The 17,210-nt window shown below is 44.6% G+C and carries 15 protein-coding genes; 6 read left to right on the top strand and 9 right to left on the bottom strand.

The window, feature by feature from the left end; all coding sequences use genetic code 11:
• Positions 1-23: 23 nt before the first annotated feature.
• Complete coding sequence (locus tag L2717_RS12360) at positions 24-458, top strand: nuclear transport factor 2 family protein (RefSeq protein ID WP_220774831.1); 435 nt, start codon at positions 24-26, stop codon at positions 456-458.
• Between the two features lie 664 nt (positions 459-1,122).
• Here the strand turns inward: L2717_RS12360 and L2717_RS12355 are convergent.
• A complete protein-coding gene (locus L2717_RS12355; protein WP_220774830.1) occupies positions 1,123-2,040 on the bottom strand; it encodes a class I SAM-dependent methyltransferase in 918 nt (305 codons plus the stop codon).
• A 6-nt stretch (positions 2,041-2,046) separates the two neighbouring features.
• A complete protein-coding gene (locus L2717_RS12350; RefSeq protein ID WP_220774829.1) occupies positions 2,047-3,156 on the bottom strand; it encodes an AI-2E family transporter in 1,110 nt (369 codons plus the stop codon).
• Between the two features lie 98 nt (positions 3,157-3,254).
• On the opposite strand from L2717_RS12350, the gene folX reads away from it, so the two are divergent.
• The 3 genes from folX (at position 3,255) to gltS (ending at position 6,335) form a co-directional block, all read left to right on the top strand.
• A complete protein-coding gene (gene folX, locus L2717_RS12345; protein ID WP_220774828.1) occupies positions 3,255-3,617 on the top strand; it encodes a dihydroneopterin triphosphate 2'-epimerase in 363 nt (120 codons plus the stop codon).
• A gap of 82 nt (positions 3,618-3,699) precedes the next feature.
• Entirely contained in the window at positions 3,700-4,593 is an 894-nt protein-coding gene (locus L2717_RS12340) for a TIGR01777 family oxidoreductase (RefSeq protein WP_220774827.1), read from the top strand.
• Positions 4,594-5,111: 518 nt separating this feature from the next.
• Positions 5,112-6,335, top strand: coding sequence for a sodium/glutamate symporter (gene gltS, locus L2717_RS12335; RefSeq protein ID WP_220774826.1), 1,224 nt, complete (start codon positions 5,112-5,114; stop codon positions 6,333-6,335).
• 109 nt (positions 6,336-6,444) lie between these two features.
• Here the strand turns inward: gltS and L2717_RS12330 are convergent, their stop codons facing one another.
• Both L2717_RS12330 and L2717_RS12325 read right to left on the bottom strand, forming a co-directional pair.
• On the bottom strand, positions 6,445-8,922 hold the full coding sequence (locus L2717_RS12330; RefSeq protein WP_248938062.1) for an ABC transporter permease: 2,478 nt from the start codon (positions 8,920-8,922) through the stop codon (positions 6,445-6,447).
• A 2-nt stretch (positions 8,923-8,924) separates the two neighbouring features.
• On the bottom strand, positions 8,925-9,665 hold the full coding sequence (locus L2717_RS12325; RefSeq protein ID WP_220775047.1) for an ABC transporter ATP-binding protein: 741 nt from the start codon (positions 9,663-9,665) through the stop codon (positions 8,925-8,927).
• 94 nt (positions 9,666-9,759) lie between these two features.
• Between L2717_RS12325 and L2717_RS12320 the strand changes: the two genes are divergently transcribed.
• Positions 9,760-10,317, top strand: a complete 558-nt coding sequence (locus tag L2717_RS12320; RefSeq protein WP_220775049.1) for an arylesterase — start codon at positions 9,760-9,762, stop codon at positions 10,315-10,317.
• Positions 10,318-10,462: 145 nt separating this feature from the next.
• Positions 10,463-11,530, top strand: coding sequence for a DUF3083 family protein (locus L2717_RS12315; protein ID WP_220773411.1), 1,068 nt, complete (start codon positions 10,463-10,465; stop codon positions 11,528-11,530).
• Positions 11,531-11,719: 189 nt separating this feature from the next.
• Here the strand turns inward: L2717_RS12315 and L2717_RS12310 are convergent, their stop codons facing one another.
• From L2717_RS12310 to L2717_RS12290, 5 genes are all read right to left on the bottom strand, one after another.
• On the bottom strand, positions 11,720-12,604 hold the full coding sequence (locus L2717_RS12310; RefSeq protein WP_220773410.1) for an IS1595 family transposase: 885 nt from the start codon (positions 12,602-12,604) through the stop codon (positions 11,720-11,722).
• Between the two features lie 109 nt (positions 12,605-12,713).
• Positions 12,714-14,000, bottom strand: a complete 1,287-nt coding sequence (locus L2717_RS12305) for an acetyl-CoA hydrolase/transferase family protein (RefSeq protein WP_220773409.1) — start codon at positions 13,998-14,000, stop codon at positions 12,714-12,716.
• Positions 14,001-14,168: 168 nt separating this feature from the next.
• Entirely contained in the window at positions 14,169-15,290 is a 1,122-nt protein-coding gene (locus L2717_RS12300) for an ABC transporter permease (protein ID WP_220773408.1), read from the bottom strand.
• Positions 15,280-16,236 (bottom strand): ABC transporter ATP-binding protein, encoded by a 957-nt coding sequence (locus L2717_RS12295; protein WP_220773407.1) that lies wholly within the window; start codon positions 16,234-16,236, stop codon positions 15,280-15,282. Before L2717_RS12295 ends, L2717_RS12300 begins: the two co-directional genes overlap by 11 nt.
• Entirely contained in the window at positions 16,233-17,186 is a 954-nt protein-coding gene (locus L2717_RS12290; RefSeq protein WP_220773406.1) for an HlyD family secretion protein, read from the bottom strand. The genes L2717_RS12295 and L2717_RS12290 overlap by 4 nt, the downstream gene beginning before the upstream one ends.
• Between the last annotated feature and the right edge of the window lie 24 nt (positions 17,187-17,210).

Genomic DNA, 17,210 nt, shown 5'->3' with positions numbered 1-17,210 from the left:
ACAAATTCCAATAAATAAAACTTATGCGAATACTATTCTTTATTTCTTTATTGTTTCTTGTTGGCTGTGGTGATAACGCAACTAAAGAGGAATATCAACTCACACCAGAAGAGGTGAGCTTGGGCTTTTTTAAGGCGGTTTATCTCGACCGTGATATAGAGCAAGCTAAGCAATATGTTGACGATCCAATCAAACAAGTGCTGACCCATTATCATATTGCCAGCGCTGTGCAGCGCAATATGCTAAGTCTGTCGATGACCAATGTCGAAATGGAAATTTATGATATTGATATCGACTTCTTCCGCAGATTTACTCAAGACGTCATGGTGATCGTGAAGATGACAGGGCTGAAAGGCGGCCAACCTTGGATTGATGATAGAACCATACGCCTACACAAAATCGGCGGCAAATGGCTTATTGTCGAACTCATGCCAGAAAAACGCAAAGTTAACGGCTAACCAATTGAAAAAAAGCCACTTTAAAGTCTCTTTCGGCATTTTTAAATTAGTTTACTCTCTATTTTGGCAAAAAAATAGCAACCTCAAGGTTGCTATTTCAATATGTTTATTTTGTTACTTTCGACTCATAAGTACCATCAACGTAATAGCAATCGATGATGCTTTAATGACTTATTCTTCGCTTTGTGTAGGTAAAGACTCAAGTACATCGTCTTTCACTTGGTAATAAGCATTTTCGTATTCATGAACTTCCATAACAACTCCAGCTTGATTGGGTAAGGTCGCAGAGGCATGTCCTTCTATGCTGACATTTTGCCTTTGAGTAAAGGGATATTCCGTGCACAGCAGTATATCAAAGCATAAACAGTAATTACAGAAAACTTTCAGTTTCGTTTTGTATAAAATAGGTTTTAAGTGTAATTTATCGCCAAAAGCGCTTAATGCCGTATTAGAAAATGAAATACTTTCACCAATTACCTACATTCACTCTTGAAAATACTCATCTTTGTATACTAAGCATGCTACCAAACGAGACTTAATGTAGGGCCGACTGATGATTATCATGACGACTTCCCCCCCTACAACCTTGATTTAATATTCTGCTGAGTATGCTCGCCCCATAAAAAAGGCCAGTAAATACTGGCCGTTAAAGTTAAATATATTATTAAACAGAAGCAGACCTGCAATAGCGCAGTACCTTAAGTGACTTATCTTGGGACACATCTATAAACGCTGGCGGATTATCCAGTCGCGTAATGTATTCTAATGTTGGCGCTGCATCAGCCACTTGTTGACGTAAAAACGCAGTATCGAGTTCAGGCGCATTTAAACAGAGCAACAATTCACCATTTTGGGCTAGTAACTCAGGTAACCGCCGAATTAAACGCACATAATCTTTGGTCGCTACAAAGCTGCCCTTTTGATTACTCGGCGGATCAGCCACTATGATGTCATAGGGACCAAGCTTTTTCAGTTTGCCCCAAGATTTAAAAATGTCATGGGGTAAAAAACGTGCGCCCGCACTAAAACCATTTAGCAAATGATTCTGTTTTCCGATACTTAATGCACCTTTACTCATGTCGATATTGACCACTTCATCGGCGCCACCTTGCAATGCTGCGACCGAGAAGCCACAAGTATAAGCAAACAAATTAAGCACTTTTTTATAGCGAGCATTCGCTCGAACCCATTCGCGACCATTAGCCATATCGAGAAATAAACCGTGGTTTTGTCCACGCATTAGATGTACCTGAAATTGCGCCCCATTTTCACTGACAATGTGTGGCTCAGGTACTTCACCCTGCAATAATTGGGTGTGCGTCTCTCCCCCGCTGCGATATTGATAAACAAGATTCAATGGGTTATCAGGACATATGACTTGCCAACGCTCCGTAATGGCCTGCTGGCAAACGGCTAAATCGCTTTCTTCTAAGGGAGTAAAACTGGTCAGCAATAATACTGGCGCAAACCAATCTAAACAGAGGTGTTCACACTCCGCATAATACCCGCCGCGGCCGTGGAAAAGGCGCACCGCATCACTACCCAACTCAATTGTCGCTAACGCTTGTATAAAACTTTGCATCTTTTCTTACTTACTCTCATTTGTACTGATATCGGCTTCATCACCAGCCGAAGTGTCGTTTACCCGATTATTAGCGGTGTAGGCATCTTCGATATTGTCCGATAATAAAATAGCTAACCATTTACCACTTTTACTCGATTCGAGGGCTATTTTTACCACCATAGTCAACGGCACTGACAGCAACATGCCGACCGAGCCCAATAACCAGCCCCAAAAAATTAACGATAAAAACACCACTAAGGTCGATAACCCTAAACCGCGGCCCATGAATTTAGGCTCAATCATATTGCCCATCACCATGTTGACACCCACATACAACAGTGTGGTCGCGCCCGCTGCTGCGGGGCCAAGCTGAATGAATGCCAACAACACCGCAGGAATGGCGGCAATGATTGAACCAATATTAGGAATGTAATTAAACAAAAAAGCGATAACAGCCCATAAAAGCGCATAATCAACGCCGATGATAGACAACCCCACTCCCACTATAATAGCTGTAGCTAAACTCACTAAGGTTTTGATCACCATGTACTGATTAACCGATTGTAAAAAGCGCTCAATCTGCTGTAAGCGCATATCGGGATCGTCCAGTGCCAAATGTAATTTTTTAGGCAGCGATTGCGCCTCAAACAACATAAACACAATCGTCAGAATGATCAGAAATAAATTCGCCATTACATTACCAACACCCGACAGCATGTTCGTCGTCATTGATAAGGCCATGCCAGGATCAAAATAGGCTAAGACTTGATCCTTAGAAATACGAATATTGAAGTTATCTAACTTTTTCAATATCCATTCAAATTGCTCGATTAATTGCACTCGATATTGGGGCAATTGCGTTGAAAATTCGTTAATAGAACTGCCAACAACCGAGGCTAACCATAAGCCCATTAGCACAATAAAACCCATCAACAGTATTACAGCAAGCCATTTAGGCACACGAAATCGGGTCATTAAACCAATGGCGGGATTACAGACCACAGCCAGAAAGCTCGACAGTACAAACGGTACTACAATGGGGCTCGCTGTCTTAATCCCTGCCAAAATAATCACTACAAAGGCCATAACCGCAAAGCCACGATAAGTAGCAAAGGGCGCATTGGGTTGTGTCATGTATTAAAAATCCTTCTTGTTCTGAGATAAAATTGTTAGGCTAACCTGAGTAAGAACCAAACCCCAGCCACCTTAGCTTAAGATAGTCATTTGCCATTATGAAACCAGAAACAGCGATTATACGCATTAAAAATTTAAGACTACGCACTTTTATCGGCATTAAAGATGATGAAATTCAAAATCGTCAAGACGTGATCATCAATGTTGTGATCCATTATTGCGCCGCGCAAGCCCGTAATAGCGATAACGTAGAAGATGCACTCAATTACCGCACTATCACTAAAAAAATCATCGAACTGATTGAGCATAACCGTTTTTCATTACTGGAAAACCTTACCAGTCAAGCGTTAGCTATCGCTAGCGAACACGAGTGGGTTGAGTTTGCCAGTGTTGAAATCGATAAACCCCACGCCCTGCGTTTTGCCGATTCTGTCTCGATGGAATTATGTTATCAAAAATAATGGTGTAAAAAATACCAACTAAGTGATCGCTTCAGGCCATAACACGGTATATACCCTCAAGCTCACAGATAAGAGACGTTACATGAATATACTGATCACTGGCGCAAGCGGTTTTATTGGGCGTCAACTTGTTGAACGATTAGCGCCACATCATCAGCTGACATTAGTGACTCGTTCAGTGTCGCAAACACAAAAAGTTTTGGGTCATCAGCATCATTACCTTACGAGTCTTGATGAACTGAGTCACTTAAATCATCTTGATGCCATAGTGAATCTCGCTGGTGAACCCATTGTGGCTAAGCGCTGGAGTAAGGCGCAAAAACAGCGAATTTGTGATAGTCGCTGGGATATTACGGCAAAATTAACCCAGCTTATAAAGCAGAGTAGTAACCCTCCTAAAGTCATGGTGAGCGGTTCAGCTGTTGGCTATTACGGCCGACATGATGATCAACTGCTCGATGAAACAAGTGCAGCCCATGCCGAGTTCAGTCATGACATCTGTCAAAAATGGGAACAAGCCGCGCAAGAGGCAAGCTCAGAACAAACCCGTATTTGTATTATTCGTATCGGGATTGTACTGGGTAAAGGCGGCGCTTTAGATAAAATGTTACCCCCTTTTAAGCTTGGCCTAGGTGGTCCAATAGGTCATGGACGCCAAGGTATGAGCTGGATACATGTTAGCGATTTAGTCTCACTTATCCAATTTTTACTCACTCAAGAACATTGCCAAGGGGTATTTAATGCCACAGCCCCACACCCTGTCAGTAATGCTGTGTTTGCCAAGGCTTTAGGCAAAGCTTTAAATCGTCCCGCACTCATTACAACGCCCCCTTTAGCCTTACGATTAGCGATGGGCGAAATGTCAGAGTTACTCACAGAAGGACAGTTTGTGATACCCAAACATGCGCTTGAGGCGGGTTTTAAATTTCAATTTAATGAACTTGAGCCTGCATTAATGGACGTTGTAAGCTCATGACTCACCTGTAGAGCAGCGTTGTATTATTCAAACTGTACTTAGCATAAATAGAGAATTAACAAGACGTTATTGCCATAAAAAACAACTCCCACACGGCAATTAATAAATGGATTTTTACATAACAGTCACAAAACATTTTATCAACATCATGATTTATAAGATGATTTAACGACAAATAAAAAAAATCCTGTTAGAATCCTCTGCGATTGTTCGTAGAAATGGACACATAACGCCTTTCTTTAAGCACTCAGTATTGACCCCAGCAACACCGTTATTGGCTCTCTTAATGCCCATAATTTACCCTCAGTATCGGTTGATATGGCGATGCTGATCTGTAAACCCGATACGGCTCACATTCGCGCTTATTCATCCTTCTCCATCACTAGGAGATTGACAGGATCCGTCTTTACGACCAAGCGTTTAACACCAAGTATTAGCAGGTACTTAATAACTAGATGGGACAGTCTCATAGCGTTTATGCATTGAGTCATTCCCACAAAAAATTTGTAAGGAATTTTATGCACACGATTTATACGATTGGCGAATTAGAGTCTTTCTTAATTGCCATTTTCGTCCTGTTTATTGGCCACTCTATCAATCGCCATGTGCCTGTTTTTAAAAAATATAATATCCCTGAACCGATTGTCGGTGGGTTAGTTATCGCCGCCGTGATTGCCATACTGCATGTCCAAAATATAACTCTCGTATTTTCCCTTTCAATGCAAAATACCCTAATGCTGATGTTCTTTAGCACTATCGGCCTCTCTGCAAACTACAAACTGTTACTCAGTGGTGGGAAAAAAGTCTTCATCTTTTTGGGGGTCGCGTCGGTTTATATCGTTATTCAAAATGCAGTAGGTATTAGTTTAGCCAGCCTATTAGGGCTTGAACCCATCATGGGGCTTATCGCGGGCTCTATTACACTTTCTGGTGGCCATGGCACCGGCGTTGCGTGGTCACAAACATTCGCCGATAGTTACGGTATCAATACCTTAGAATTTGCAATGGCTGCCGCAACCTTTGGCTTAGTCATGGGAGGGATAATTGGTGGACCTGTTGCTCAGCGATTAATTAGTAAACATAATCTCGTTTCTTCTTATGGCATTGGCCGTAAAAATCATACCGAACATCCGCATTTAGTCACCTATGATCAGCTAGAAGAGGATCATGTGACGGCAAAAACCATTATTGAAACCTTATTTATACTCTTGTTGTGTATTACAGGGGCTCAATGGTTTGCCACTTGGATTGCTCAATCTAACGTCGCTTGGTTAAAAATGCCTGATTTTGTGTATGCCCTTTTCTTTGGGGTAATAATCGCCAACATTACTGAACTTACCCGTGGTTATAAACTTCATACTGAAAGTGTTGATGTAATTGGTACTGTCTCGTTATCACTGTTTTTGTCTATGGCATTGATGAGTTTAAAGTTATGGGAAATTTTTGATTTAGCCATTCCCCTACTCATTATCTTATTGGTGCAAACCGCCGTGATGGCCTTTTTTGCCTATTTTGTGACGTTTAAAGTCATGGGTAGGAATTATGATGCAGCCGTTATTACTGGTGGACATTGTGGCTTTGGCATGGGGGCAACGCCTACGGCGGTAATGAATATGGGCGCATTAGTGTCACGAACTGGGCCCTCACCGCAAGCATTTATGGTGGTACCTATTGTTGGCGCCTTCTTTATTGACATTGTTAACTTAATTATATTGCAGGGCTATTTGAGCTTCATAATGTAATGGGTTAGCTAATAGTATAGCGTTAGTTCTACCTATATCCGTTTAAATAAAGGCCCTAAGTAATGATAACTTAGGGCCTTTTATTTATTTCACTATTTACACATCACAGTTAACTACCTGATTTTAATAACTCCGCGCAGGATTGATTAAGCAATTGACGGCAACGCCACATACCCAGTAATGCTACCAGCAAAGCGCCTGACAGTGGCGCAATAGCCCACCATGGCCAGTGCATATATACATTAAGCTCAAACACTTGAGTTTTAAGTAGATACAAAGCAAATTCAGCCACAATCACCGCTAACACGCCTGCAATGCCCCCTAGCAAAGCAAACTCTAAGCCGGTTGCACTGCGTAATAACCAACCCGATGCCCCAAAGGTTCGCAGCACCGCCAATTCGCGCTGCCGAGTTGCCATGCCAGCCTCAGTCTGTGCAATCAACACTAAGGCACTGGCCAATAGGACCAGTGCTAGCACTAAGGTCAGCGACAATGACACTTGCTCAATAATCTGTCGCAACTGTGCCACCATAGCGCCCACATCGATAATCGATATCGTCGGGAATTGCTGTATAAGCGCGAGGATCACCGCATCTTTAGACGTACCATCAACATTCATCGTTTCATTTAAATAAAAGCTCGCCATTGAGGTATAAGCAAAGGGCGCAAGGGCTTCTTGGGTGAAAATCATGAAGAAGTTCGGTTGCAGTGTTTCCCAGTGCACCGCACGGATACTGGCGACCTTTACTGTGAGTTCTTGATTATCAATAATATAAGTGAGTTTATCACCAATGCTAATGCCTAAACGATCCGCGACACCTGATTCTACTGATACCTCATCGGCAGCTTGATTAAAATCTCCTTCCAGCAGTTCATTATTGGCTGGCAAGCTATTACGCCATGTTAGGTTGAGCTCACGGGAAATACCAACTCTGCCCTTTTCACCCGCTTCAGACTGCTCATTCGAAATCAACGCCTCACCGTTGATTTGGGTTAAACGGCCGCGGATCACTGGGTAAATATCCGTTGCCTCTATCCCCTTAGCCGTCATGAAATCATTTAAGGGTTTGGCATCATCGGGGGCGATATTGACTAGAAAATAGTTAGGTGCGTTCTCTGGCAACTGTTTTTGCCATTCATTAAGCAAATCTTGCCTTAAGGCCAAAATCGTCAATAGCAATACTAAGGCGGCACTAAAACCGACTAATTGCAGCACGTTCTGCCGTGCACGACGCCTTAATCCCGCTAAAGCTAACTGGAGTGGATTAGTGGTTTTCATCCCAACACTATGGCCCAAGCGGATCATCACCCACCCTAGTAACCCGAGTAATACTCCAAGCAACAATGCAGCGGCGACCACCGTCAGCGTCAAGGCCCAGCTTTGCGAGTACAAATATCCCAGCAGTGCCATCGCACTTAGACTCAGCAATAAGTGTAACCACATACCCAGCTGCAAGCCTTCTAACTGACGCTGTAGTACTCGCAGTGGTGGAATGGCCAATAAACGCATCAATGGATAGGCCGAAAACATGAAAGCACTAATCAGCCCTGTACCGACGCCAAGCAACAAAGGCCGCGTCAGTGGCGGTGAATAAGCCGCTATTTCAGCGGGTAGTAAATGACTAATCCCCAAATCCAACAACACACCACCGATTAAACCAAGCACAATACCCAGCAAAGTCACCAGCAATAAATGCATACCAAACAGTAAGCGAATTTGCTTTGCCGAAGCGCCAAAGGTTTTTAGCATAGCAACGACATCGTAATGGCGCTGACAATAACGCTGGGCGGCAATACCTATCGCAGCGCAGGCTAGTGCAATGCCCATTAAACTCGCCAATAGCAAGAAGCGCTCTGCGCGTTTTACAGCTTCGGCAATTGGCGAGTCGCCAGATTGCACATCAACCCAACGTTGGGTGCTATTTAACAGTGGTTTAACGCTTTGTTCAAAGGCGATAAGCGAGGCTTCATTGCCCGCAAATTGATACAAATAAGTGACGCGGCTCCCCGGTTGGATCACCCCGGTTTTCGCCACATCTTCCATGCGCATTAATACAACGGGCGAAGAAGCAAAAGGATTAAAACCTGCATCGGGTAAGCGGCTAATTTCATCACTGAGCACAAACTCACTGTTACCTAACTCTATGGACTTGGGATAACCCAACAGTCCACCTAAGCGGCTCTCAAACCAGATTTCATCAGCTTGGGGTAACGCTTTAGTTTTACCGTTTATCAGTTCAATTTCGCCCTTAAGTGGATAACCCGCCTCTACAGCGCGCACTGTCACTAATTGAAACTTATCTCCCGAATAAACCATCGAATTAAACTGCATGTTAGTAACATGCTTAAGCCCAAGCTCATCCGCCTTGGCGAGAATCGCCGCGTCGATTTTAACCGGTGAGTCAATAATACGGTCAGCGGCAATAAACTCTGTGGCTTGGCCCGTAATCGCCACTTGTAGGCGCTCGCTTACCCGCGCTAATCCACTTACAGACAATACCGCAAGGGTAATCGCCAGAATAATCAATAACAACTGACCTTGCTGTAACTCACGTTTAAATAGGCGCCATGCCAGACTGAACTCCATTATTAAGCCTCCTTAGTGTCAGCGAGGGTTTCAGCGTCACGTAAAGAAGCTGAGTTATCTTCCTGTAAATGACCGTTATCCATCACCAACTGCCGCTGACAACGTTTAGCCAGCAGCAGATCATGGGTAACAAGGATGAGAGTGGTATGGCTTTCTTGATTAAGCTCAAACAACATATCGGCAATTTTATGGCCGTTGACGCTGTCTAAGTTACCTGTTGGTTCATCGGCAAACAGCACTTTAGGTTCACAAATAAAAGCGCGGGCAATCGCAACTCTTTGTTGCTCGCCACCCGAAAGCTGCTTAGGTAAATGGGTCAAACGATGGGATAAGCCAACGCGTGTTAACATGGCTTGCGCTTTATCTTTAGCATTACGAACACCGGCGAGTTCGGCAGGTAGCATGACGTTTTCAAGCGCGGTTAAGGTATCGACTAACATAAAGGATTGAAAAATAAAGCTGACCTTTTGTTTACGTAATGCCGCTTTTTGTTCTTCATTGAGCTTTGATAATGCCACACCATCAAGCCAAATCTCACCAGAGGTAGGCGTATCCAGCGCCGCAAGCAGCCCTAGTAAAGTAGATTTGCCAGAACCCGACGGTCCAAGAATCGCAACACTCTCACCTTGCTTGACATCTAAGTTAATGCCATTGAGGATAGTGAGCGTCCCTTCTTGGGTAGTCACTGATTTTTCGAGGTTAACAACATTGATGGCACTGTTTTTTAAGATGACGTTAGACATAGAATCCTTCTCATATAAATCGTTCTGGTATCAACCACTAAGGTTTAAATCGAGAACCAAGGCCCTTGTGGCATTTATTCTCTTGAGTGCATTGATGCAAGCCCCAGCTCATGCGGCAAAAGTACTGATCCTTGGCGATAGCTTAGGCGCCAGCTATGGCATGGCAGAGCAATTAGGTTGGGTGACGTTATTGCAAAAAAACTTACCCGAACATCAGTTTATAAATGGCTCTGTGAGCGGTGAAACCACAGCGGGCGGCCTACGCCGATTACCCGCTTTACTCGACTCCGTTACCCCTGACATTGTGGTCGTTGAACTGGGCGGTAATGATGGTTTACGTGGTTTCCCCCCAACACAACTTGAAAATAATCTAACCAAAATCATTACACTGGCTAAAGATAGCGGAGCAAAAGTGCTACTGACCGAAGTCATGGTACCGCCTAACTATGGCCCTCGCTACACCCAAAAGTTCACCCAAGTGTATCAAGACATATCCAAAGCACAGAATATCGTCTTAATTCCCTTCTTTATGCAAGATATCGCGCCCTATCCAGAGTTAATGCAGCGGGATGGCATTCATCCTAACGAAAAGGCCCAAGCAAAAATTGCCACTTGGATGCAACCTTGGATAGAAAGTGCGCTAATTCAATAAAATAGCGGTATTTTTAAGCTAATAAACAGCTTGCTTAACTAAACTCATGTTCAACTGATAAAAATGTGTTCTAACGCAAAACTAACACTATAGATAAACAGTAAAATTAGTGTTAGCAAATGGTTAACTAAAACAAGGAGTCAATATGTCCCTTAGCCATCAGCAAAAAGTGTACTTACCCAAGGAAGCCCGTACCAAACAATTCATCACCGCCGAAATTAAGGTGACGGATGCATTACTGAGTCAATATCCCGACTATCAAACTTGTTACCAAAGTTTAAGCCGTTTGGTATTTAATTTGGCAGAACAACACGATCTACGTAATGTCCACGTGATCACTAACGATAAACTGCCTGTTGTGCGTTTTCATACCGAAGCGTACTGTTTCCAAACTACTGAACAAATTCTATTTTTCTACAATCCGGCCTACCACGAAGCTCAAAATTTATTTACGCAAGAAAACTACCGCGCCCGTAAATTGCGCATTGTATTTTTAGCGACTGGTGAGGATATTCGCAGTAACTCGGCTAGTTTTCACTCTCGAGTGCGTGAATTTCTTAATCAACTGATGCCAAAGCTGCCAATCAGCGAGCTCAAGGTGAAGATTCGTGACCATCAGCACTTATCTTACGACCTCTTTGCAAAATCCAAAGGCTATAAAGAAACCTATGGTTATAAGCTGCGCGCAATTGAGCCAAGATATAAAGCAAGAAAATGCGAGTTACCAGAAAACGTCAGTTCACTGACGTATGTAACGGTCAGCTTGCCACTGAGTCGTAGATTAAAGCAGGGATTATTGCCTGATTCCGCGACTGACTTTACGCCTTTATACCAACATCTTGAAGACAGCTTCCTCAAAGCGGCGGCCAGTAGACAACTGACTCGACTGGCGATGATTGCCAATGGTTTAACGCCACTGGTACGTAACAGTAAGTTTGAAAAGCTCGACAGCAAAACTGAAGTACAGATGATAGGGTTCGATCCTAATGCGCTTGAGCAACAAGTTATTTGCCATTGGGATGCTGATAACTTAGTTGAAGCCGCGCACTTTATCATAGTGGCTGGCACTAAAGATGCTGATGATGCTGGTTTTGGTCGCTTTATGAATAATGTAGAAACCGCGCTGAAAACCTTTGCCGCCGATATCGGCGTTGATCCTGAACGTGAAGATTTAGTCATACGTTTCCATCAACATATCAGCTATCAAATTTAATAGTGTTGATTTACGGAAAACAAAAAAGGCGCATTAAGCGCCTTTTTCAATTCCGTTTTATGTTTATCAATCAATGCCTTTTATACTTATTAATCAATACGACAACATGGTAAATTGCTGTGTAATAAATGATTTGATCATAGGTCACTGTAGGCAATTAAAATAACAGAACATGCCTATGTACTTGACTCAGTGAGAATGTACTGGCGCATGAATTATGGCTAAATTCAACAACCTGTTAGGTATCTCTCGCTCCATCTGTCTGCGATTGAACCGATAACAGAACTCATTAAGGTATTCTTGAAGAAACTTACCTGTGACACCGTGAAATGTCCCCAGCAAAAATGCCTTCAAATTACCAATAGCAATATGAACCCAAGGCAGCCATTCATCAACAAGCTCACTGGGCGTGACCCTTGCTTCATGTTGTTGAGTCTTATCGATAATATTCAATGCGGGTAAACCGTCTTTATGCACTTCCTGCTGTATCGTTAAATGCTTAGCAACAAACTGTTCAACGTTATCATGGCAAACACGATTGACGGCCTGCATAGCAATAAAACCTGCCTTTTTTCCTTTGCTTTCAACGGCAACTAAAACGGGTGTTTTGCCTGCAGCACCACGCCCACGTTTGCCCTTCCTTTTGCCACCCACCAAGGCATCATCAATTTCAATGACGCCTGATAGTCTATATAGGCTGTCCCTATGGCCCATCGCCGTTCTCAGCTTACTTAATACCAAGCGTGCGGTTCGCCAATTAACGTCTATGAGTTTGCTCAACCTTAATGCAGAAATACTGCCTTTATCCGAGCCTAAAAAGTAGATAGCCCAAAACCATTTGGTTAAAGGGATACGACTACCGTGGAATAAGGTGTCTGCCGTTACCGATGTTTGTTTATGACATTGACTACATTCATATAACTGCCGAGTGGTAAGCTCATAGGCATGCTCACAACCGCATCTAGGGCACATAAAACCATTAGGCCATCTCATTTTCTTAATGTGATTTAAGCAATCAGTTTCAGAATTGAATTGACCTTGCCACTCGAAAAAGCTCGCTTCAGGCATTTTCATCGAAAATCTCACTGCTAAGTTTGATTTAGACTATAAGAATAGGCCAAAACTGATTCAGATGCAGAGGCATGTAACAGAATGATATTTATCATCCATTTTCATATCAAAACTAAACTCTTAACCCCCAAACTTCAAACGCCTCTTTGCTCAGTTGCTCCCTAAAATCGGGATGAGCGATGGCAATGAGCGCTTGTGCTCGTTCACGCAATGAACGGCCACGTAAATTGGCGGCGCCATATTCAGTCACAATATAATGCACGTGTGCCCTCGTTGTAACTACGCCAGCGCCAGGTGATAACACGGTGGCAATACGGGAAATACTGCCGCCCGCTGCTGTACTTGGTAGCGCAATCACCGAGCGACCGCCTTCTGATAACCCGGCGCCGCGAATAAAATCCATCTGCCCACCAACGCCAGAATAAATTTTAGCCCCGATGGAGTCAGCGCACACTTGGCCAGAAAGGTCGACCTGCAGCGCCGAGTTAATCGCCATCACATTCGGGTTTTTACGAATAATAGCCGTGTCATTCACTTGCTCAATATCCATAAAAATCACTGCTGGATTATCATCAACATAGTCGTATAACTTTTGGCTGCCCAGAGCAAAACCTGTGACTAATTTGCCAGGATAAAAACGTTTTTTACTGTTGTTCACCACACCCTTTTCAACCAGTTGCAATATTCCATCCGAAAACAACTCAGTATGAATTCCCAGATCGCGATGCCCGGTTAGACAGGACAGCACAGCATCGGGGATTGCGCCAATACCCATCTGCAAACAATCCCCATCACGCACCAGTTGCGCAACATGTTGGCCAATAGCCAAACTCACGGTATCACCCGTTGCAAAGGAATGTATCGGCAAAGCCACGCTTTGTTCATACACAGCGGCAAAGCGGTTAATATGAATAAAACCATCGCCGTGGGTACGTGGCATTTGTGGATTAATATGGGCGATGATCTTACCCGCCACTTGGCAAGCCGCGAGCGTGGCTTCAACCGAAATCCCCAGAGAACACATGCCGTGCTTATCGGGCGGCGAAACTTGGATCATCGCAGTATCAATTTTTTGTTCGCCACTGCGAAATAACTTTGGCACTTCTGAAAGAAAAATCGGCACATAATCCGCATCACCACTTTGCAATAATGCCCGTGTTGGCAACCCACCAAAAAAGCAGCGGTGGCGTAAATGCCCTTTTAAATTTGGATGACTTAAGGATTCGGCGCCTTCGGTATGTAGCTGTAAAAGGGTGAGATTATCTTTGGTGAGAGCGTGCTTGGCTAAAGCATCTAATAAAATTCGGGGCGTCGCGCCCATCGAGTGCGTCCATAGCGTCTCGCCGCTTTGAATTAGAGCAACGGCATTGAGCGCACTATGACAACGAATTGGCGGCATAATATATTCTCTTTACTAAGCATGATGGCGGCAATAGTCCTAATTGAAGTGTAAAGTAATGCCTAATTAAGCAACATCAATTTCAATAACTTAGTACCACTTTTTAGTGATAGTTTGCGCTACATCAACACTCAAACCTTTATGCTTGAGAATAAAACTCGTATTAGGCTAATCCAAGCGTTTTGAAAATCGTAAACTTGCAATAAACAAACCTATACAGGTAAAACCTATCATCCACAGGGCATCAAATTGTAGATCCATCACTTGGGCATCGCGCAGTACAATAGCCCGTGACATACGCATAAAATGTGTTGCAGGCAAGGCTTCAGCAATCCACTGCGCCGCGATGGGCATGGCCTCGTAGGGGAACATAAATCCCGATAATAATATTGATGGCAAAAGGATAAATATCGTCATCTGCATTGACTGCAGCTGAGTTTTGGCAATGGTTGAGATGACTAAACCTAAGGTTAAACTGGCACAAATAAACAACATGGCGGCAAGGGCAATAGAATCGAGCCCACCACGAATGGGTACATCGAACAACACATGCCCAGCGCTCAAAATAATGATGACTTGTACAAAGCCAACCAATACATAGGGCACGATTTTACCGAGCATTAATTCAAGCGGCCGCACGGGCGTGGTGATCAAAAACTCCATATTACCCTGCTCACGCTCACGCACTATGGCTGCAGAGGTAAACATCACCATGGTCATGGTTAAAATCACCCCCAAAAGACCAGGCACTATGTTGACCACTGAGCGTTGCTCGGGGTTGAAATATTGCACCACTTCAAAACTCGGCGTACTACTTTTTGACGCTCTACCTGCGACTTCATCCAGCGGCATTTGTCTTAGGCTACGGAATGTTGCGGCAACGACAGTATCTGAGCCATCCACCAGCCATTGGCCGATAGGTTGTGCTAAATAGGCCTGCCCAGCAAAAGCGGGGTGGCGCACTAAACGCTCATCGAGATCGGCAGGTAAATACAATACGGCTTTCACTTCGCCGCGAGTAATTGCCGCCTCAGCCTCAACTACGCTGACATAACGCTGCTGAAAATCCACCACCTGCGTTGCTTCAACCGCCTGAACCAGTGCGCGGCTATAAGCGGAATCACTTAAATTAACTAGACCGGCTGGCAGATGACGCGCATCGGTATTGATGGCATAACCAAACAGCATGAGTTGCACCAGCGGGATCATCACTATCATGCCAAAGGTCATGCGATCCCGAGACAATTGCCGCAGCTCTTTGACAACAATTGCAAAAATTCTACGCCACATGGTCAGCCTCAAGAGTCGAGTTAGCACCCACACGCTCACCTGTGCACGTTACAAACACATCCTCTAAACTGGCGCGTACTTCTTCCATTGCACGGTTTGCGACCCTTGGCTTGAGCCACGCTAATGGATCGGCAATATCACTGCGCACTAACACCCGTAGACGACTGCCGATTTGCGCCGCCGACAATATGGCAGACTCGGTTATAAGTGATTGTTTTAATGTACGCAAATCATCACCAGAGACTTCAATCACTCTAGCGCCCATCGCCGCCATTAATTGTTGCGGCGAGCCATCAGCACGTTTTATTCCCCGCTCTAAAATCGCTAAACCGTGGCAACGTTCGGCCTCATCCATATAATGAGTCGAGACCAGTATGGTCGTACCTTGGGCACTGAGATCGAATAAACGCTCCCAAAACTCGCGGCGATTTTCAGGATCGACTGCTGACGTAGGCTCATCAAGAAACAGTAACTCAGGATGATGTAAGGTTGCAGCGGCTAAGGCTAAACGCTGTCTTTGGCCGCCACTCATTGAGCCTGCCATTTGTTTCTGACGTCCACCTAAATCATAAAGCGTGAGTAACTCAGCGATGCGCAACTTGGCATTCTTACGATTCAACCCATAAATTTGCGCTACAAACTCAAGGTTTTCTCGCACCGAAAGATTGTCATAAAGAGAGAATTTTTGCGTCATATAGCCGATACGACGGCGTAATTTTTCCTCAGCGCCGGGTAAGGTTTCCCCCAAAACCCGAATATCCCCCGACGTAGGGCTTAACAGTCCAGTCAACATACGAATGGAGGTGGATTTACCACAACCATTAGGGCCAAGAAAACCATAAATCGTCCCCTTGGGAATGGCTAAATCGAGGTTTTCCACTGCATTGACGCCAGCAAAGGCGCGGGTCATGCCGTGGGTCTCAATCGCAAAGTCACTGTGACTCATGGCAGTTCAACTTCTAATGCCATACCCGTAGGTAAGTCCTGACCTTCTGCCGAAATAGTAATATCAGTCAAATACATCAAGCGCGCGCGGTCACGTTCATTGAGTGCATAAAATGGGGTATAAGCGGGTTGACTACGGATATTACGTACCGTGCCAATAATCGGCGTTTCACGGCCATCAACAAGAATATTAACGTTTGTGCCCGCCTTCACATTATCGAGCTGAGTCGCGGGTAGGTACACCCGAACATAGGGGTTAGCGCTCGCGAGCAAGCCTATCAACTGAGTGCCCGGTGCAATTCTATCGCCCACTCGCCAAGGCAAAGTGTCAACAACCGCATCGCGCGCTGCCACTAAGGTCAAATCAGCTAAGGCTTTTTGCTCCAAACCTATACTTGCATTAGCAGCAGCTACGGCAGCTTTTGCTTGATCAAGTTGTTCACTGCGGGTGCCGTTTTCTAACAGACGCAGACTTTGCTCCGCCTCTGTTTGTTTGGCTAAACTAGTATCACGCGCCGCGCGGGCAGTATCTAAATCAGCTTGACTGAGTACATGAGTCGCAAACAAACGCTGAGTTCGTTCAAAGGCGCGCAGTGCTTCTTTAACGCTGGCATTGGCACCATCGAGCACTGCTTTGGCTTTTTTAATATCTTCTAAACGCGCGCCGGCAATCGCCTCAGCAAGCTTAGCATTAGCTTGCTCAAGTTCAGCTTGGCGCAGGGCAAGGCGCGCATTAGCGGCTGTGGCATCGAGCGTGAGTAACACTTCACCCGCTTTAACCCGCTGACCTTCAACTACATTCACTTGAGTTATGAGTTCACCCACAGGGGCCGTGAGTGTCAGTCTGTCCCGCTCAACAGTGCCAAACACTCTAGGCGCGTGTTCTGTACAACCCACTAACAGTAACAAACACCCTAAGCTTGCCGTGACGACATGCATATTCATACTCATGGCAGGCCTCCTTGGGCCTAACTG

The organism is Shewanella glacialipiscicola (assembly GCF_023283485.1).
Classification (GTDB): Bacteria; Pseudomonadota; Gammaproteobacteria; order Enterobacterales; family Shewanellaceae; genus Shewanella; species Shewanella glacialipiscicola.
The sequence above is the reverse complement of the archived record's forward strand: the minus strand, read 5'-3'. Positions and strand labels throughout refer to the sequence as shown.

Excerpts from the sequence above, each read along its gene's own strand:
- L2717_RS12360 (WP_220774831.1), top strand. The coding sequence starts at position 24 with ATGCGAATACTATTCTTTATTTCTTTATTGTTTCTTGTTGGCTGTGGT.
- L2717_RS12355 (WP_220774830.1), bottom strand. The coding sequence starts at position 2,040 with ATGCAAAGTTTTATACAAGCGTTAGCGACAATTGAGTTGGGTAGTGAT.
- L2717_RS12350 (WP_220774829.1), bottom strand. The coding sequence starts at position 3,156 with ATGACACAACCCAATGCGCCCTTTGCTACTTATCGTGGCTTTGCGGTT.
- folX (WP_220774828.1), top strand. The coding sequence starts at position 3,255 with ATGAAACCAGAAACAGCGATTATACGCATTAAAAATTTAAGACTACGC.
- L2717_RS12340 (WP_220774827.1), top strand. The coding sequence starts at position 3,700 with ATGAATATACTGATCACTGGCGCAAGCGGTTTTATTGGGCGTCAACTT.
- gltS (WP_220774826.1), top strand. The coding sequence starts at position 5,112 with ATGCACACGATTTATACGATTGGCGAATTAGAGTCTTTCTTAATTGCC.
- L2717_RS12330 (WP_248938062.1), bottom strand. The coding sequence starts at position 8,922 with ATGGAGTTCAGTCTGGCATGGCGCCTATTTAAACGTGAGTTACAGCAA.
- L2717_RS12325 (WP_220775047.1), bottom strand. The coding sequence starts at position 9,665 with ATGTCTAACGTCATCTTAAAAAACAGTGCCATCAATGTTGTTAACCTC.
- L2717_RS12320 (WP_220775049.1), top strand. The coding sequence starts at position 9,760 with ATGCAAGCCCCAGCTCATGCGGCAAAAGTACTGATCCTTGGCGATAGC.
- L2717_RS12315 (WP_220773411.1), top strand. The coding sequence starts at position 10,463 with ATGTCCCTTAGCCATCAGCAAAAAGTGTACTTACCCAAGGAAGCCCGT.
- L2717_RS12310 (WP_220773410.1), bottom strand. The coding sequence starts at position 12,604 with ATGAAAATGCCTGAAGCGAGCTTTTTCGAGTGGCAAGGTCAATTCAAT.
- L2717_RS12305 (WP_220773409.1), bottom strand. The coding sequence starts at position 14,000 with ATGCCGCCAATTCGTTGTCATAGTGCGCTCAATGCCGTTGCTCTAATT.
- L2717_RS12300 (WP_220773408.1), bottom strand. The coding sequence starts at position 15,290 with ATGTGGCGTAGAATTTTTGCAATTGTTGTCAAAGAGCTGCGGCAATTG.
- L2717_RS12295 (WP_220773407.1), bottom strand. The coding sequence starts at position 16,236 with ATGAGTCACAGTGACTTTGCGATTGAGACCCACGGCATGACCCGCGCC.
- L2717_RS12290 (WP_220773406.1), bottom strand. The coding sequence starts at position 17,186 with ATGAGTATGAATATGCATGTCGTCACGGCAAGCTTAGGGTGTTTGTTA.